Here is a 13,356-nt window from a genome sequence, read left to right on the forward strand (position 1 = left end):
TTTGCTGGGCGAATAATTCCCGCTTGCTTCGGCGCTCGTTACTGCTTGGGTGCCTGATTCTTCTTGGCCTCTTCCGTCGCGGCGTTGGCCGCATCGAGGGCCGAGGAAGCGCCCGGCGAAGGCGTTGTGGCGGCCGACGGATCGGTGGTCGAAGGCGCTGGAGCAGCCGCGGGCGGTGCAGCCGGTGCCGGCTCGGTCACCGGAGCGGGCGGCGGGGTCACAACCGCCGGCGCGGCGTCCTCTTTCTTTCCGCAAGCCACGAGTGCGGCAGCGGCGATCAACGAAGCGAGCAGGACGGATGACGACTTCTTCATGGAGACTCCTTTGGCAATGATGTCTGAACGAAAAAATTCTAGACCCGCATCACTGCCCGTTTGTGTCTCGCCCCCTCATTCGCGGCATTGGCTTACAAGCCCAGTGCCGATGCCGGAAACGCAGGCCTTCCCGCTCGCCACGACTCATCAATGGCTTCGCGCAACTCGCGCCGCGCGCGCGGGTCGAAGCCGCACACGCCGCGGCTGCGCTCGGGGTCGGTCCGGTGGGCAAACCACCCGGGCGTCCAGATGGCGCTCGGCACCGCGTTGCCGGCCTCTGCGCGCACAGCGCGGCATTCGACGATGTGATCCCACATGCGCCGCCAGGGAACAAGGCGCGCGTGGTTACGTTCGACGACATCGAAGCGCTGCGCCAGCAGGATGAAACGGCGGCCGGTGGCCGACCAGGCTTGAAGCGCCTCGATGCTGGCCCGCTCGCCCAGAGGCCAATCGGCGAAGTCAGGATCGCAGAAAACCAGCTCTCTCCAGCCCTGCCGGGCCGCGGCAGAGAGCGCGGCCCGCACAATGCCGCCGAAGGCCTCGCGGCCATCGAAACGGCCTTCTGGGAGGGGCGGGAGGGGCGGGAGGGGCGGGAGAGACGGTTCTGCCGCCGTATGCTCAATCTGCATGAAGCCACCCCGCTTCGCACCACTCGGCCAGCAGGGCGAGTGCGCCTTCGCTCGCGCGCGCCAGTTCGCGCGGGCCGAGCGCGCGCCGGTCGGCCAACCGGCGCATCAACGTTGCATCGGCCCCGCCGGCGCGAAAGCTCTCGCCGTTGATGTAGAGATGCCGCGCGTCGTAAAGCATGCGCGTGCGGCGGTCGAGCGCCACGTTTTGCAACATGCCTGGCGCCTCGGCACCTTCGTCGAACCAGACGTTGGCCTTGGGCTCGGTCAGCGATTCGCCCAAGGCACGGTCGATGGCGTCGGGGTCGCGCAGCGCGGCATCGACGGCCTTGCGCGCAAAGGCCTGCAGCGCGGCCGGCATGGCGGCCGGTGCATCGACCGCGGGCTGCGTCGGATCGCGGTAGCGCGCCAGTTCGGCGGGGCCGGCGTCTTCCAGCGCTTCCGAATAGGCCTGCGCCATGCGCGCCAGAAGGTCGGCGCCGAGCTCGCCCGCGGCGGACGACCGCAGGCCGATGGAGCAGGTCATGCAGTCGTCGCCGACGGCCACCCCGTCGTGCGCATAGCGCGGCGGCAAATAGAGCATGTCGCCCGGCTCGAGCACAAAGCTTTGTTCGGGCTCGAAATGTTCGAGGATCTTGAGCGGCACGCCCTGCTGCAGGCGCAAGTCGCTCTGCTTGCCGATCGACCAGCGCCGCGTGCCCTGCGCCTGGAGCAGGAACACGTCGTAGCTGTCGAAATGGGCGCCGACGCCGCCCTTGTCGCTGGCATAGCTGATCATCAGGTCGTCCAGGCGCGCATCGGGCAGAAAGCGGAACTGCTGCAGCAGCGCGTGCACGCCGTCGTGATGCAGGTCGACGCCCTGCACCAGCAGCGTCCATTCGGGCTGCTTCAGCGGCGGCAGCGCGCGGCGCGCGAGCGGCCCGTGCTTGAGCGTCCAGCCGGTCTTGCCATGGCGGATAAGGCGCGATTCGACCTCCTCGCGCTCGGCCAGGGCAAAGAGCGCACCGCGCTCGATCGGTGGCACCATGGCGGGTATGGCCTGGCGCACCAGCAACGGCTTTTTCTGCCAATACCGCCGCATGAACTGCGCGGCGCTCAGGCCGCCGAGCAACGGCAGCGGTTGTGTAATCTCCATGGGAGAATTCTGCAATGGAAATCTCTGAACAATGCGTGGTCGGCCTGACCTGGACGATGAAAGACACTTTGGGCGAAGTGCTGGACGTGCTCGACGAGCCCGTGGAATTCATGGTGGGGGGCGACGACCTCTTCGACGTGATCGAAGCCGCCCTGCAAGGCCATGAGCCCGGCGCCCGGGTGCAATTGCAGCTCGAGCCCGAACAGGGCTTCGGCGACTTCAACGACCAGCTGCTCTTTCTCGAGCCGCGCTCGCTGTTTCCCGAAGGCACCGAAGAAGGCATGACCTTCGACGGCGCCGCGCTGCCCAAAGGCGTGAGCGAAGACATACCCAAGGACGTGATCTACACCGTGGCCGAGACTTACCCCGACCACCTGGTGCTCGACGGCAACCATCCGCTCGCGGGCATTGCGATCCGGCTCGACATCACGGTGCGTTCGGTGCGCGAAGCAACCGAGGAAGAAGTCGGCAGCGGAACAGCCGGCACAGCCTTTTTCAAGGTGCCGCCGACCGCCCCCGGCAACGATCTGCTGCACTGAGAGCGGCGAGCGGGAAACCGCTGCAGCCAGCAAAAAGCCGGGCACTGCCCGGCTTTTTGTTGCCCGCGAAAGCACCCTGAAAAACGGCCTACATGCGCGAGATCTGGCCGTTGTCGATGCGCACGCGGTCGCCAATGCGCAGATCGCCCGGGTGCTGCACGTCGAAGGCACGGTAGCCGCCGCGATCGGTTTGCACCGAGATGCGATAGCTCTCGTAGGCGCGAGGGCCGTTGTTCTGTGCCTCGATGGTGTTGCCCAGAAGCGCACCGCCCACAATGCCCAGGGCGGTCGCCGCGGCGCGGCCGCTGCCGTGCCCGAACTGGTTGCCCACCACGCCGCCGACGACACCGCCTGCCACGGCACCGCCGCCGGTGGTGCCGGTGCCCCTGGTTTCGCTGCGCAGCACTTCGATATTGGCCACGTGGCCGTATTCGACGTACGCCGCTTCCTGGTATGGAACGGCTTGCGGCGGAGCCTGGTAAGGGTAGCGCGTGGTGTGATAGACCGGCGCGGGGGCGACGCAGGCCGTGAGTGTGGCAAGCGCCAGCACGGAAGCGCCGATGGAAACGAAGCGCGTTGAAATTTTCATGTTGAGAGCTCCTCGAAATAATCGGTGCATCCGAATGCACCAAGCCTGCATCTAACGTCTTTCCCGCAAGGGGGATGACGCATGACACATACCGGCACGTAGGAGCAGGCCGCGAATCGATCGGTTCCGATCTTTACTGGCCCGATACGAAGCGGCTCCGAGGTGAGGGAGCAGGTCGTCAGTGCTTGCCGGTCGACCCATAGCCGCCTTCGCCGCGTTGCGAGGCTGCAAATTCTGTGACTACGCGAAACTGCGCCTGCACTACCGGCACGATCACGAGCTGGGCGAGCCGCTCCATCGGCTGGAGCACGAAGGGCGTGTCGCTGCGGTTCCAGGCGCTGATCTTCAGTTCGCCCTGGTAGTCGCTGTCGATCAGGCCCACGAGGTTGCCCAGCACGATGCCGTGCTTGTGGCCCAGGCCCGAGCGCGGAAGGATCAGCGCCGCATAGGCCGGGTCCGCCAGATGAATCGCGATGCCCGTGCCCACGAGTTGCCAGGCGTTGGGCTCCAGCGTGATCGGCGCATCGAGGCAGGCCCTGAGATCGAGCCCTGCGCTGCCGGGCGTGGCATAGGCGGGCAATTGATCCACCATGCGCGGATCGAGGATACGAACGTCTACTTTCACTTCTACTTGCCTTGCTTTTGTTGCTGTTCTCTTTGCTTGCGGGCGGCTTCCTCGAGCACCTGCTGCCACTTGGCGACACCGGGCGATAGCTTCAGGCCCTTGAACTTGCTGACGAGCCACAGCGCCGCACCGAACAGCACGATCAGCACGACGACGGACACGCCGGCCGACCACAGCGCCAGCAGCACCAATGCGCCCACGGCGGCCATGACCTTGAACGCGGTGGGCGTGAGTGCCCCGCTTGGCGCAGGAGTGTCCTCGTTCGACGATGCCCGCCGCTGCGCCGCCGCGGTGCCCTGCGCGCCCGGTGCGGGCGTGATACCTACATCCAGCCCATGATCGCCTTCGTGCGCGGCCCGCTTGGGCAATGCGGCCTGGGCCGACAGCCGCTCGACGTAGCTCGCGAAATCGCCGTTGGGCGGTGTATTCCATTGGGGATTCATCAGACTCTCCAGTCAGGCAGGCGTGCGGCGATCTCGGCCATGAGTTCACGTGCCAGGGTGAGCTTGGGCGCGCGCGGCAATTCGCGCGTACCGTTGGCGTCCACCAGCAGCAACGCATTGTCGTCCTGGCCAAAGGTCAGCGGGCCGATGTTTCCGACCAGGAGCGGAATTCCCTTGCGCTGGCGCTTGGCCCTGGCGTGCTCGGCCAGGTTCTCGCTCTCGGCCGCGAACCCCACGCAGAACAGCTTGCGGGACTGCGCGCGCTCGCTCTTCGCCACCGCAAGGAGGATGTCGGCGTTCTCGACGAAATTCAGCACAGGTGTCTTGCCGCTGCCGTCCTTCTTGATCTTTTGTTCGCTGTGCGTCGCCGGGCGCCAGTCCGCGACGGCGGCGGTCGCTACAAAAATGCTAGCAAACTGCGCCGCACGCAGGGTCGCTTCGAGCATGTCCTGCGCCGAAAGCACATCGATGCGGTTCACCCCGCGCGGGGTCGGCAGATGCACCGGGCCGGCCACCAGCGTGACTTCGGCTCCGGCCTCGCGCGCCGCGCGCGCAATGGCAAAACCCATCTTGCCCGACGAATGGTTGGTAATGCCGCGTATCGGATCGAGCGGCTCGAAGGTGGGGCCTGCGGTCACGAGCAGCTTCTGGTCCGCGAGAAGCTTGGGCGCGAAAAAGGCGGTGATGTCTTCGAGCAACTGCGCCGGCTCCAGCATGCGCCCGTCGCCCGTCTCGCCGCAGGCCTGCCATCCGCTGCCCACGCCCAGCACCGTGGCGCCGTCGGCCGACACCTGCATCAGGTTGCGCTGGGTGGCCGGGTGCGCCCACATCTCGCGGTTCATGGCCGGCGCAATCAGGAGCGGCACGCGGTCCATCGGGCGGGCCAGGCACATCAGGCTCAGCAGGTCGTCGGCCCGGCCCTGCACGAGCCGCGCGATGAAGTCTGCGCTGCAGGGCGCGAGCACGATGGCGTCGGCCTCGCGGCTCAGGTTGATGTGCGGCATGTTGTTGGGCTCGCGCGCGTCCCACTGCGAGGTATAGACCGTGCGCCCCGAAAGCGCCTGCATCGTCACCGGCGTGATGAACTGCTCGGCCGCTTCGGTCATCACGACCTGCACCGTGGCACCGGCCTTCACCAGGAGGCGGCACAGCTCGGCCGATTTGTAGCAGGCGATACCACCGGTAAGGCCCAGGACGATGTGTTTGCCGGCGAGATCTTGCATATCGCCGAAGTGTAATGACACCGCCTTCGCGCCGTGGCCGCCGCGCACGGCCGCCCGAAACGGCCGGCCTGCCCCCGGCAGGTGGAAGGAGAAGCGCATGCAGTGCGCGGAGCCTGCAGGCGGGCCATATACAATCAGCATTTCCCACTGCCCGGTCCTCGCGTCCGGAACTGGCATGACCAAATTTGTCTTCGTCACCGGTGGTGTCGTATCTTCCCTTGGCAAGGGAATCGCCTCCGCCTCCCTCGCCGCGATCCTCGAATCGCGCGGCCTCAAGGTCACTCTCATCAAGCTCGATCCGTACATCAATGTCGACCCCGGCACGATGTCACCGTTCCAGCATGGCGAAGTGTTCGTCACCGACGACGGTGCCGAAACCGACCTCGACCTCGGCCACTACGAGCGCTTCATCACCACGCGGATGCGCAAGGCCAACAACTTCACCACCGGCCAGATCTACAAGACCGTGCTCGAAAAAGAGCGCCGCGGCGACTACCTCGGCAAGACGGTGCAGGTGATTCCGCACATCACCAACGAAATCCAGGAATACATCAAGCGCGGCGCAGGCCTGGGCACCGCGCATGAAGTGGACGTGGCCATCGTCGAAATCGGCGGCACCGTGGGCGACATCGAATCGCTGCCTTTCCTTGAAGCCGTGCGCCAGATGAGCCTGCGCATGGGCCCGAACAATTCGGCCTTCGTGCACCTGAGCTACGTGCCCTGGATCGCCGCCGCCGGCGAGCTCAAGACCAAGCCCACGCAGCACACCGCCAAGGAACTGCGTGCCATCGGCATCCAGGCCGACGCGCTGCTGTGCCGCGCCGACCGCCCGATTCCCGACGACGAGCGCGCCAAGATCTCGCTGTTCTCGAACGTGCCCGAATGGGGCGTCATCTCGATGTGGGACGTCGACACCATCTACAAGGTGCCGCGCATGCTGCACGAGCAGGGCCTGGACGGCCTCATCTGCGACAAGCTGCGCATCAACACGCCGCCGGCCAAGCTCAACCGCTGGGACGAGCTGGTCTACGAAGTCGAGCATCCGCAGCAGGAAGTGAGCATTGCCATGGTCGGCAAGTACGTCGACCTGTCCGACAGCTACAAGTCGCTGAACGAAGCACTGCGCCACGCCGGCATGAAGAACCATGCGCGCGTGAAGATCGACTACATCGATTCCGAAACCATTTCCCCGCAAGACGTTTCGCGCCTTGCCAAGTACGACGCCATCCTGGTGCCCGGCGGTTTCGGCCAGCGCGGCGTCGAGGGCAAGATCTCGGCCGCCCGCTTTGCGCGCGAAAGCAAGGTGCCCTATCTCGGCATCTGCCTGGGCATGCAGGTGGCCACCATCGAATACGCACGCCACGTGGCGGGCCTGAAGAACGCCAACAGCACCGAGTTCGACCCTGAAACGCCCTGCCCCGTGATCGCGCTGATCACCGAGTGGAAGGACGCCGACGGCACCGTGAAGACGCGCAACGAGAAGTCCGACCTCGGCGGCACCATGCGCCTTGGCGCGCAAAGCTCCGACGTCTCGGCCGGCACGCTGGCCCACAGCATCTACGGCGACGTGGTGACCGAGCGCCATCGCCACCGCTACGAAGCCAACGTCAACTACCTGGACGAACTCCGCGCCGCCGGCCTGGTGATTTCCGCGCTCACGCAGCGCGAACACCTGACCGAAATCGTCGAGCTGCCGCAAGACGTGCACCCCTGGTACATGGGCGTGCAGTTCCACCCCGAATTCAAGTCGACGCCGTGGAGCGGGCACCCGCTCTTCAACGCCTTCATCAAGGCGGCGCTCGACCACAAGGCCCAGAGCGCGGGCGGTGCAAAGAACCTGAAGGCGGTAGCATGAAACTCTGCGGATTCGACATCGGGCTCGACCAGCCCTTCTTCCTGATTGCCGGTCCCTGCGTGGTCGAGTCCGAACAATTGCAGATGGACACGGCCGGCACGCTGAAGGAAATCACTTCCTCGCTCGGCATTCCGTTCATCTTCAAGAGCAGCTTCGACAAGGCCAACCGCTCTTCGGGCACCAGCTTCCGCGGCCCGGGCCGCGAAAAGGGCCTGGAAATTCTTGCCAAGGTGAAGCGCGAACTCGGCCTGCCCGTGCTGACCGACGTTCATACCGAAGACGACATCACCGAAGCCGCCAAGGTGGTCGACGTGCTGCAGACGCCCGCCTTCCTGTGCCGCCAGACCGACTTCATTCGCGCGGTGGCGCAGTCGGGCAAGCCGGTGAACATCAAGAAGGGCCAGTTCCTCGCGCCGCACGACATGAAGAACGTGATCGACAAGGCGCGCGCGGCGGCCAAGGAAGCCGGGCTGCCGGAAGACAGCTTCATGGCCTGCGAACGCGGCGCGAGCTTTGGTTACAACAACCTGGTGTCGGACATGCGTTCGCTCGCCATCATGCGCGAGACTGGCGCCCCCGTGGTGTTCGACGCCACGCACTCGGTGCAGCTGCCGGGCGGCCAGGGCACGAGCTCGGGCGGCCAGCGCGAAATGGTGCCGGTGCTGGCACGGGCTGCCATCGCGGTGGGCGTGGCCGGTGTCTTCATGGAAACGCATCCCGACCCTGCCAAGGCCCTGAGCGACGGCCCCAACGCCGTGCCGCTCAAGCACATGAAGGCCCTGTTGGAAACACTGCTCGAGCTGGACCGCATCACCAAGAAGAACGGCTTCCTCGAGAGCTCTTTCAACTGAGCCCCGCAACAAGACTATTGGAGAACACCGTGGCCCCCGCCTACATCATCGTCGACATGAAGATCACCGATCCCGAACAGTACAAGCAGTACATGGCTGCCGCACCCGACGCAGTGAAGGCAGCGGGCGGCGAGTACCTGGTGCGCGGCGGCCGCTTCGAGACCATGGAAGGCAGTTGGCAGCCCGCGCGCGTGGCCATGCTGCGCTTCCCCAGCTATGAGAAGGCCAAGGCTTTCTACGACGACGAGTTGTACCGTGCCGCGCGCGCCAAACGCGCCGGCGCGACCGAATTCTTCAATATGGTTCTGGTCGAGGGCGTTTCCGCCCCGGTCTGAGATTCAGTTCAAACGAAAGGCAATAAGTGAGTGCAATCGTAGACATCGTCGGCCGCGAAATTCTCGACAGCCGAGGCAATCCCACAGTCGAGTGCGACGTGCTGCTCGAATCGGGCACCATGGGCCGCGCAGCCGTGCCCTCGGGCGCATCGACCGGTTCGCGCGAAGCCATCGAGCTGCGCGACGGCGACAAGAAGCGCTATCTCGGCAAGGGCGTGCTCAAGGCCGTGGAGAACATCAACACCGAAATCTCGGAATCCGTGCTCGGCCTCGATGCCAGCGAACAAGCCTTCCTCGACCGCACGATGATCGACCTGGACGGCACCGACAACAAGGGCCGCCTGGGCGCCAACGCCACCCTCGCCGTTTCGATGGCCGTGGCACGCGCCGCGGCTGAAGAGTCGGGCCTGCCGCTGTACCGCTACTTCGGTGGCATGGGCGGCATGCAGCTGCCGGTGCCGATGATGAACGTCATCAACGGCGGCGCGCACGCCAACAACAGCCTCGACCTGCAAGAGTTCATGATCATCCCCGTGGGTGCACCGAGCTTCCGCGAAGCCGTGCGCTACGGCGCCGAGGTGTTCCACGCGCTCAAGAAAATCCTGGGCGACCGCGGCATCAGCACGGCTGTGGGCGACGAAGGCGGTTTCGCGCCCAGCGTCGAGAGCCATGAAGCGGCCATCCAGCTGATTCTCGAAGCCATCGACAAGGCCGGCTACGTGGCGGGCGAGCAGATTGCGCTCGGCCTCGACTGCGCCGCCAGCGAGTTCTACAAGGACGGCAACTACGTGCTCTCCGGCGAGAACCTCACGCTGTCGGCCGGCAACTGGGCCGACATGCTGGCCACATGGGTCGACAAGTACCCGATCATCAGCATTGAAGACGGCATGCACGAAGGTGACTGGGACGGCTGGAAGCTGCTCACCGACCGCCTCGGCAAGCGCGTGCAGCTGGTGGGCGATGACCTGTTCGTCACCAACACCAAGATCCTGCAGGAAGGCATCGACAAGGGCATTGCCAACTCGATCCTGATCAAGATCAACCAGATCGGCACGCTGACCGAAACCTTCGCCGCCATCGAAATGGCCAAGCGCGCGGGCTATACGGCCGTCATTTCGCACCGCTCGGGCGAAACCGAAGACAGCACCATCGCCGACATCGCGGTGGGCACCAACGCGGGCCAGATCAAGACCGGTTCGCTCTCGCGCTCCGACCGCATCGCCAAGTACAACCAGCTGCTGCGCATCGAAGAAGACCTCGGCGACATCGCCAGCTACCCCGGCCGCGGCGCGTTCTACAACCTGAAGTAGCGCCCGAAGCCGGCGGCATGCGCTCGCGCCTCGTTCCACCCATCGTGCTGTTGCTGCTGCTGGTCATCCTGCAGTGGCAGCTGTGGAACGGGCGCGGCAGCGTACGCGATGTGTCGCAGCTGCAGACCAAGCTGGCCGCGCAGAAAGAGGCCAATGCCAAGGCCACCGTGACCAACGAGCGGCTGGCCTCCGAGGTCAACGACCTCAAGGTGGGCCTCGAAATGGTCGAAGAGCGCGCGAGGCAGGAGCTGGGCATGGTCAAGCCCAACGAAGTGTTCGTTCAAGTCACACACTGAACGAAACGGCACTGTTGATGCCCGAGTTCTTCTCGGCCCCCGCCTTCGCGCTCTGGGGCTCCCCGGTCAGCTGGCTCGAACTCGTGGCGGCCGTACTGGCGCTGGCCATGGTCGGCTGCAACATGCGCGAGATTCATTGGGGCTGGCCGCTCGCCATCATCAGTTCGCTGCTTTACGTGGCCGTGTTCGCACGGGCACACATCTACGGCGATGCTTCGCTCCAGGTGTTCTTCGCGGTCGTCGCGTTCTGGGGCTGGTTTCAGTGGCTGCGGGGCCATCGCGCCGATGGCAGCACATTGAGGCTCAGCCGGCTTTCGCCGCGCGGCATTGCGTTTGCACTGTTGGCCTGTGCAGTGGCATGGCCCGCGGTCGCCCTCTTCCTGCGTCGTTTCACCGACACCGATGTGCCCTGGTGGGACGGCTTCTCCACCGGGCTCAGCCTGGTCGGCCAGTTCCTGCTCGGACGCAAGTTCATCGAGAACTGGCTGGTGTGGCTGGCGGTGAACATCGTGAGCGTGGGCCTGTTCATCCACAAGGGCCTGTGGCTCACGGTCGGCCTCTACGCCGTGTTCGCAGTGCTCAGCGTGGCGGGCTTTCTTGCATGGCGCACGCGCATGCACGAGGCTGCGCGCGCATGACGCCCATGCTGCCGGCCGGATGCGTCATTGCCCTGCTCGGTGCCGAGAGCACCGGCAAGACCGAACTCGCCCGCGCGCTCGTGCAGCGCATGCAGGAGCGCGGCATTGCAGCCACGCTGGTGGAGGAGTACCTGCGCGAGTGGTGCGACCGCGAAGGCCGCACGCCCCGCCCCGACGAGCAACGGGCCATCGCGGACGAGCAGACGCGCCGCATCGATGCCGCGGCGGCTTCTGGTGTGGTGGTCGCCGACACCACGGCTCTCATGACCGCTGTCTACAGCGAGCAGCTGTTCGGCGACACCTCCCTTTACGCCAACGCACTCGCCGCGCAACGGCGCTATGCCATCACGCTGCTCACCGCCCTCGACATCCCCTGGGTGGCCGATGCACTGCGCGACGGCGACCAGGCGCGCGAACCGACCGACACGCTGGTGCGCGCGGCCCTGACCGGTGCGAAGCTTTCTTTCGCCGTGGTGCACGGCACCGGCGGCGAAAGGCTCTCCAATGCGTGGAACGCCATCATTTCCATCGCCGGTAGCGAAGGCCGGGCCCGGGCACGGGGCCGCGCCGATTCGAAACCCTCTTCCTGGTCATGGCCTTGCGAGAAGTGCTCCGACCCGGAATGCGAACATCGTCTTTTCAGCGACCTGCTCGGACGCCGCGACAACCCGCCAACCTCCAGTTCGGAAATTTGATGTCCCCGCTTCGTTTCTCTCGCCTCTCTGGTTCCGCCCTTCGATACATCTGTCTGGCCGCGCTGCTGGCAGCGGGTGCCGCCTCGGCCGAACCCGTTGCCGCCACCGTGGAAAACGCCACCACAACCACCGCCTGCGCCGAGGAAGACAACGTCTCGCTGGTGCTGCGCGGCGAAGGCATCCGTCGCATGCGCATCGAGGCGCTGCAGCCGGCCTACCTCGACAGCATCGGCAACGACACCACCGCGCCCGACTTCTCAGGCTGCAACTTCGACGGCGGCGCCCACCCCACCGACCCCGCGCACAAATTCAAGCCGCGCCGCGTGGTGCTGCTCGACGACGCGCAGTGGCGCATCGTCGGCATGACGCTGCCCAGCTTCTGGCGCCCGCAGCAGGTGCCGGTGCGCGTGGGTGCGCGCACGGACCGCGGTTTTCACCTGCTGCAGGTCTTCCGCAAGGAAGAAGGCAAGGTGCTCGAGGCGCTGGTGCTCTACCCGGCTGACGGCTACTGGCGCATCAAGCCGCTGCCGGAAGAACGCTTTGGCGACGGTGTCTACGGTTCGTCGTTCCTGCTCGGCCCGGTCGAGCAAGGCAGCCGGCCGGTGGTGGACATTGCATCGATCCGCATCGTGCCCAAGCCGTTGGCCATTCACCTGCGCTTTGCCAGGGGCGGCAGCGCCGTGGCCAAGGTATCTGAAATCAGCCGTGCGCGCACCGCGCTCGACGTGAGGCTTTCGTCGCCGACGGCGAATGCGCGGCCCTTCGCGGTGCTGCGCTCGATGTATGTCACGCCCGACAACGCCGATGTGAGCGAGGTCCGCTGGCAAGAATCGCCCGAGGCCGCGGAGCAGGTGCTGCCCCTGCCCGACGTGAAGACATTGAACGGCACGCAAATGCGCTTCGGGCGCAGCCTGCCTTCGCGCCACAACACAAGCGCACCCGACATCGCGTTCAGCGACTTCGACGACAAGGTGCCGCGCTGATCGACGCGCGCGTGCCAACAAGCACCGTTGATTGACTTCGCCGGCTAGCTAGCCGGCGCGCCGGACATCGCTTGGCGTGGCACCGAGCACACGGCGCATGCAGCGCGCCATGTGGCTCTGGTGCGAAAACCCGCTCTCCAGCGCCACCTGGCTCGCGGCCATGCCGCTGCGCAACAGCAGGCTGCGCGCGCGGTCGACACGCCGGTGAACCACGTACTCGTGCACCGGCAGGCCCGTGGAGCGCTTGAACTGCGTCTTCAGGTGAGAAGCGCTCAGGCCCGCCACCTCGGCCAGCCTGGCCAGTGAAAGATCGCCTTCGAGGTGGGTTTCGATGTAGTCCGTCACGCGGCGCAGCTGCGGCCGGGTGAGCCCCTGCACCGGCGCGGCTTCGTGCTGCCGCTGGCCGCCGAGCAGGTGCGCCGCCAGCGCGATGCCCAGGCTGTCCGTGTAGAGGGTGCCGTTGGGAAAGCCGGCGCGCCTTTCGGCATCGAGCGCCCAGAGAATGTGCTCGATGTGCGCGTCGCGCAGCTGGTGGCGCTCCACCAGGCTCGCGCGGTCGGCCGGCAGTTCCATTTCTTCGGCGGTGCGCCGCAGCAGTGAAGGCGGCATGCGCACGACCAGCGACGTGCTCGCGGTTTCTTCCTGCCAGACATCGGAGGTGCCGGCGGGCAGGATGTCGATGTCGCCGCGCGTGTAGCGGAACTTGTGCAGCCGGCAGGCGCCGTTCACCGGCGCGCCCGCATGCACCTTGATGCGGTGGTCGGGCACGGCTTCGAAGCCGACCACGCCGCCGGGCGTGTGGCGCACCTGCACGTTCAGATGGGTGTCGGAGGGAGCGTGGCTCATCGGGCAATTATCCGGCGCTCCGGCAAGGCGTGCTCGCGCGTCTTCGTCCATTC

The 13,356-nt window shown here is 66.0% G+C and carries 17 protein-coding genes; 9 read left to right on the forward strand and 8 right to left on the reverse strand.

The genetic code is table 11. From position 1 onward, the window contains the following. Positions 1 to 38: 38 nt before the first annotated feature. The 3 genes from ABIC94_RS25075 to ABIC94_RS25085 all read right to left on the reverse strand — a co-directional run bounded on the left by ABIC94_RS25075 (position 39) and on the right by ABIC94_RS25085 (position 2,075). The gene (locus tag ABIC94_RS25075; RefSeq protein WP_354375707.1) at positions 39 to 314 is read right to left on the reverse strand and encodes a hypothetical protein; all 276 of its coding nucleotides are present in this window, start codon (positions 312 to 314) and stop codon (positions 39 to 41) included. Positions 315 to 406: 92 nt separating this feature from the next. Beyond that, on the reverse strand, positions 407 to 943 hold the full coding sequence (locus ABIC94_RS25080; protein WP_354375708.1) for a hypothetical protein: 537 nt from the start codon (positions 941 to 943) through the stop codon (positions 407 to 409). Further along, on the reverse strand, positions 933 to 2,075 hold the full coding sequence (locus ABIC94_RS25085; RefSeq protein ID WP_354375709.1) for a JmjC domain-containing protein: 1,143 nt from the start codon (positions 2,073 to 2,075) through the stop codon (positions 933 to 935). The genes ABIC94_RS25080 and ABIC94_RS25085 overlap by 11 nt, the downstream gene beginning before the upstream one ends. Positions 2,076 to 2,089: 14 nt before the next feature. Here ABIC94_RS25085 and ABIC94_RS25090 point away from each other — a divergent pair, with 14 nt between their 5' ends. Continuing rightward, positions 2,090 to 2,614 (forward strand): FKBP-type peptidyl-prolyl cis-trans isomerase, encoded by a 525-nt coding sequence (locus ABIC94_RS25090; RefSeq protein ID WP_354375710.1) that lies wholly within the window; start codon positions 2,090 to 2,092, stop codon positions 2,612 to 2,614. An 88-nt stretch (positions 2,615 to 2,702) separates the two neighbouring features. Here the strand turns inward: ABIC94_RS25090 and ABIC94_RS25095 are convergent, their stop codons facing one another. The 4 genes from ABIC94_RS25095 to coaBC all read right to left on the reverse strand — a co-directional run bounded on the left by ABIC94_RS25095 (position 2,703) and on the right by coaBC (position 5,494). After that, complete coding sequence (locus ABIC94_RS25095; protein ID WP_354375711.1) at positions 2,703 to 3,203, reverse strand: glycine zipper 2TM domain-containing protein; 501 nt, start codon at positions 3,201 to 3,203, stop codon at positions 2,703 to 2,705. A 178-nt stretch (positions 3,204 to 3,381) separates the two neighbouring features. Beyond that, entirely contained in the window at positions 3,382 to 3,828 is a 447-nt protein-coding gene (gene dut / locus ABIC94_RS25100; RefSeq protein WP_021008098.1) for a dUTP diphosphatase, read from the reverse strand. Between the two features lie 2 nt (positions 3,829 to 3,830). Beyond that, on the reverse strand, positions 3,831 to 4,271 hold the full coding sequence (locus ABIC94_RS25105; protein WP_354375712.1) for a hypothetical protein: 441 nt from the start codon (positions 4,269 to 4,271) through the stop codon (positions 3,831 to 3,833). Beyond that, complete coding sequence (gene coaBC, locus ABIC94_RS25110; protein ID WP_354375713.1) at positions 4,271 to 5,494, reverse strand: bifunctional phosphopantothenoylcysteine decarboxylase/phosphopantothenate--cysteine ligase CoaBC; 1,224 nt, start codon at positions 5,492 to 5,494, stop codon at positions 4,271 to 4,273. Before coaBC ends, ABIC94_RS25105 begins: the two co-directional genes overlap by 1 nt. A 175-nt stretch (positions 5,495 to 5,669) precedes the next feature. On the opposite strand from coaBC, the gene ABIC94_RS25115 reads away from it, so the two are divergent. The 8 genes from ABIC94_RS25115 to ABIC94_RS25150 are packed head-to-tail and all read left to right on the forward strand — an operon-like array spanning position 5,670 to position 12,457. After that, positions 5,670 to 7,349, forward strand: a complete 1,680-nt coding sequence (locus ABIC94_RS25115) for a CTP synthase (RefSeq protein WP_354375714.1) — start codon at positions 5,670 to 5,672, stop codon at positions 7,347 to 7,349. Beyond that, complete coding sequence (gene kdsA / locus ABIC94_RS25120; protein ID WP_337315002.1) at positions 7,346 to 8,200, forward strand: 3-deoxy-8-phosphooctulonate synthase; 855 nt, start codon at positions 7,346 to 7,348, stop codon at positions 8,198 to 8,200. The genes ABIC94_RS25115 and kdsA overlap by 4 nt, the downstream gene beginning before the upstream one ends. A gap of 29 nt (positions 8,201 to 8,229) precedes the next feature. Next, complete coding sequence (locus tag ABIC94_RS25125; RefSeq protein ID WP_319426735.1) at positions 8,230 to 8,535, forward strand: DUF1330 domain-containing protein; 306 nt, start codon at positions 8,230 to 8,232, stop codon at positions 8,533 to 8,535. Between the two features lie 26 nt (positions 8,536 to 8,561). Further along, positions 8,562 to 9,845, forward strand: a complete 1,284-nt coding sequence (gene eno / locus ABIC94_RS25130; protein ID WP_055805298.1) for a phosphopyruvate hydratase — start codon at positions 8,562 to 8,564, stop codon at positions 9,843 to 9,845. 17 nt (positions 9,846 to 9,862) lie between these two features. Further along, the gene (ftsB, locus tag ABIC94_RS25135; RefSeq protein WP_354375715.1) at positions 9,863 to 10,141 is read left to right on the forward strand and encodes a cell division protein FtsB; all 279 of its coding nucleotides are present in this window, start codon (positions 9,863 to 9,865) and stop codon (positions 10,139 to 10,141) included. Positions 10,142 to 10,158: 17 nt separating this feature from the next. After that, complete coding sequence (gene pnuC / locus ABIC94_RS25140) at positions 10,159 to 10,779, forward strand: nicotinamide riboside transporter PnuC (RefSeq protein WP_354375716.1); 621 nt, start codon at positions 10,159 to 10,161, stop codon at positions 10,777 to 10,779. Further along, positions 10,776 to 11,474, forward strand: coding sequence for an ATP-binding protein (locus tag ABIC94_RS25145; RefSeq protein ID WP_354375717.1), 699 nt, complete (start codon positions 10,776 to 10,778; stop codon positions 11,472 to 11,474). The genes pnuC and ABIC94_RS25145 overlap by 4 nt, the downstream gene beginning before the upstream one ends. Continuing rightward, positions 11,474 to 12,457, forward strand: coding sequence for a hypothetical protein (locus ABIC94_RS25150; protein WP_354375718.1), 984 nt, complete (start codon positions 11,474 to 11,476; stop codon positions 12,455 to 12,457). Before ABIC94_RS25145 ends, ABIC94_RS25150 begins: the two co-directional genes overlap by 1 nt. 48 nt (positions 12,458 to 12,505) lie before the next feature. Here the strand turns inward: ABIC94_RS25150 and ABIC94_RS25155 are convergent, their stop codons facing one another. Further along, entirely contained in the window at positions 12,506 to 13,303 is a 798-nt protein-coding gene (locus ABIC94_RS25155; RefSeq protein ID WP_354375719.1) for an AraC family transcriptional regulator, read from the reverse strand. Between the last annotated feature and the right edge of the window lie 53 nt (positions 13,304 to 13,356).

Source organism: Variovorax paradoxus, from assembly GCF_040544635.1.
GTDB classification, from domain to species: domain Bacteria; phylum Pseudomonadota; class Gammaproteobacteria; order Burkholderiales; family Burkholderiaceae_C; genus Variovorax; species Variovorax paradoxus_R.

Bases quoted from the DNA above. Each gene is read 5' to 3' on its own strand.
- ABIC94_RS25075 (WP_354375707.1), bottom strand. From the start codon at position 314: ATGAAGAAGTCGTCATCCGTCCTGCTCGCTTCGTTGATCGCCGCTGCC.
- ABIC94_RS25080 (WP_354375708.1), bottom strand. From the start codon at position 943: ATGCAGATTGAGCATACGGCGGCAGAACCGTCTCTCCCGCCCCTCCCG.
- ABIC94_RS25085 (WP_354375709.1), bottom strand. From the start codon at position 2,075: ATGGAGATTACACAACCGCTGCCGTTGCTCGGCGGCCTGAGCGCCGCG.
- ABIC94_RS25090 (WP_354375710.1), top strand. From the start codon at position 2,090: ATGGAAATCTCTGAACAATGCGTGGTCGGCCTGACCTGGACGATGAAA.
- ABIC94_RS25095 (WP_354375711.1), bottom strand. From the start codon at position 3,203: ATGAAAATTTCAACGCGCTTCGTTTCCATCGGCGCTTCCGTGCTGGCG.
- ABIC94_RS25105 (WP_354375712.1), bottom strand. From the start codon at position 4,271: ATGAATCCCCAATGGAATACACCGCCCAACGGCGATTTCGCGAGCTAC.
- coaBC (WP_354375713.1), bottom strand. From the start codon at position 5,494: ATGCAAGATCTCGCCGGCAAACACATCGTCCTGGGCCTTACCGGTGGT.
- ABIC94_RS25115 (WP_354375714.1), top strand. From the start codon at position 5,670: ATGACCAAATTTGTCTTCGTCACCGGTGGTGTCGTATCTTCCCTTGGC.
- kdsA (WP_337315002.1), top strand. From the start codon at position 7,346: ATGAAACTCTGCGGATTCGACATCGGGCTCGACCAGCCCTTCTTCCTG.
- ftsB (WP_354375715.1), top strand. From the start codon at position 9,863: ATGCGCTCGCGCCTCGTTCCACCCATCGTGCTGTTGCTGCTGCTGGTC.
- pnuC (WP_354375716.1), top strand. From the start codon at position 10,159: ATGCCCGAGTTCTTCTCGGCCCCCGCCTTCGCGCTCTGGGGCTCCCCG.
- ABIC94_RS25145 (WP_354375717.1), top strand. From the start codon at position 10,776: ATGACGCCCATGCTGCCGGCCGGATGCGTCATTGCCCTGCTCGGTGCC.
- ABIC94_RS25150 (WP_354375718.1), top strand. From the start codon at position 11,474: ATGTCCCCGCTTCGTTTCTCTCGCCTCTCTGGTTCCGCCCTTCGATAC.
- ABIC94_RS25155 (WP_354375719.1), bottom strand. From the start codon at position 13,303: ATGAGCCACGCTCCCTCCGACACCCATCTGAACGTGCAGGTGCGCCAC.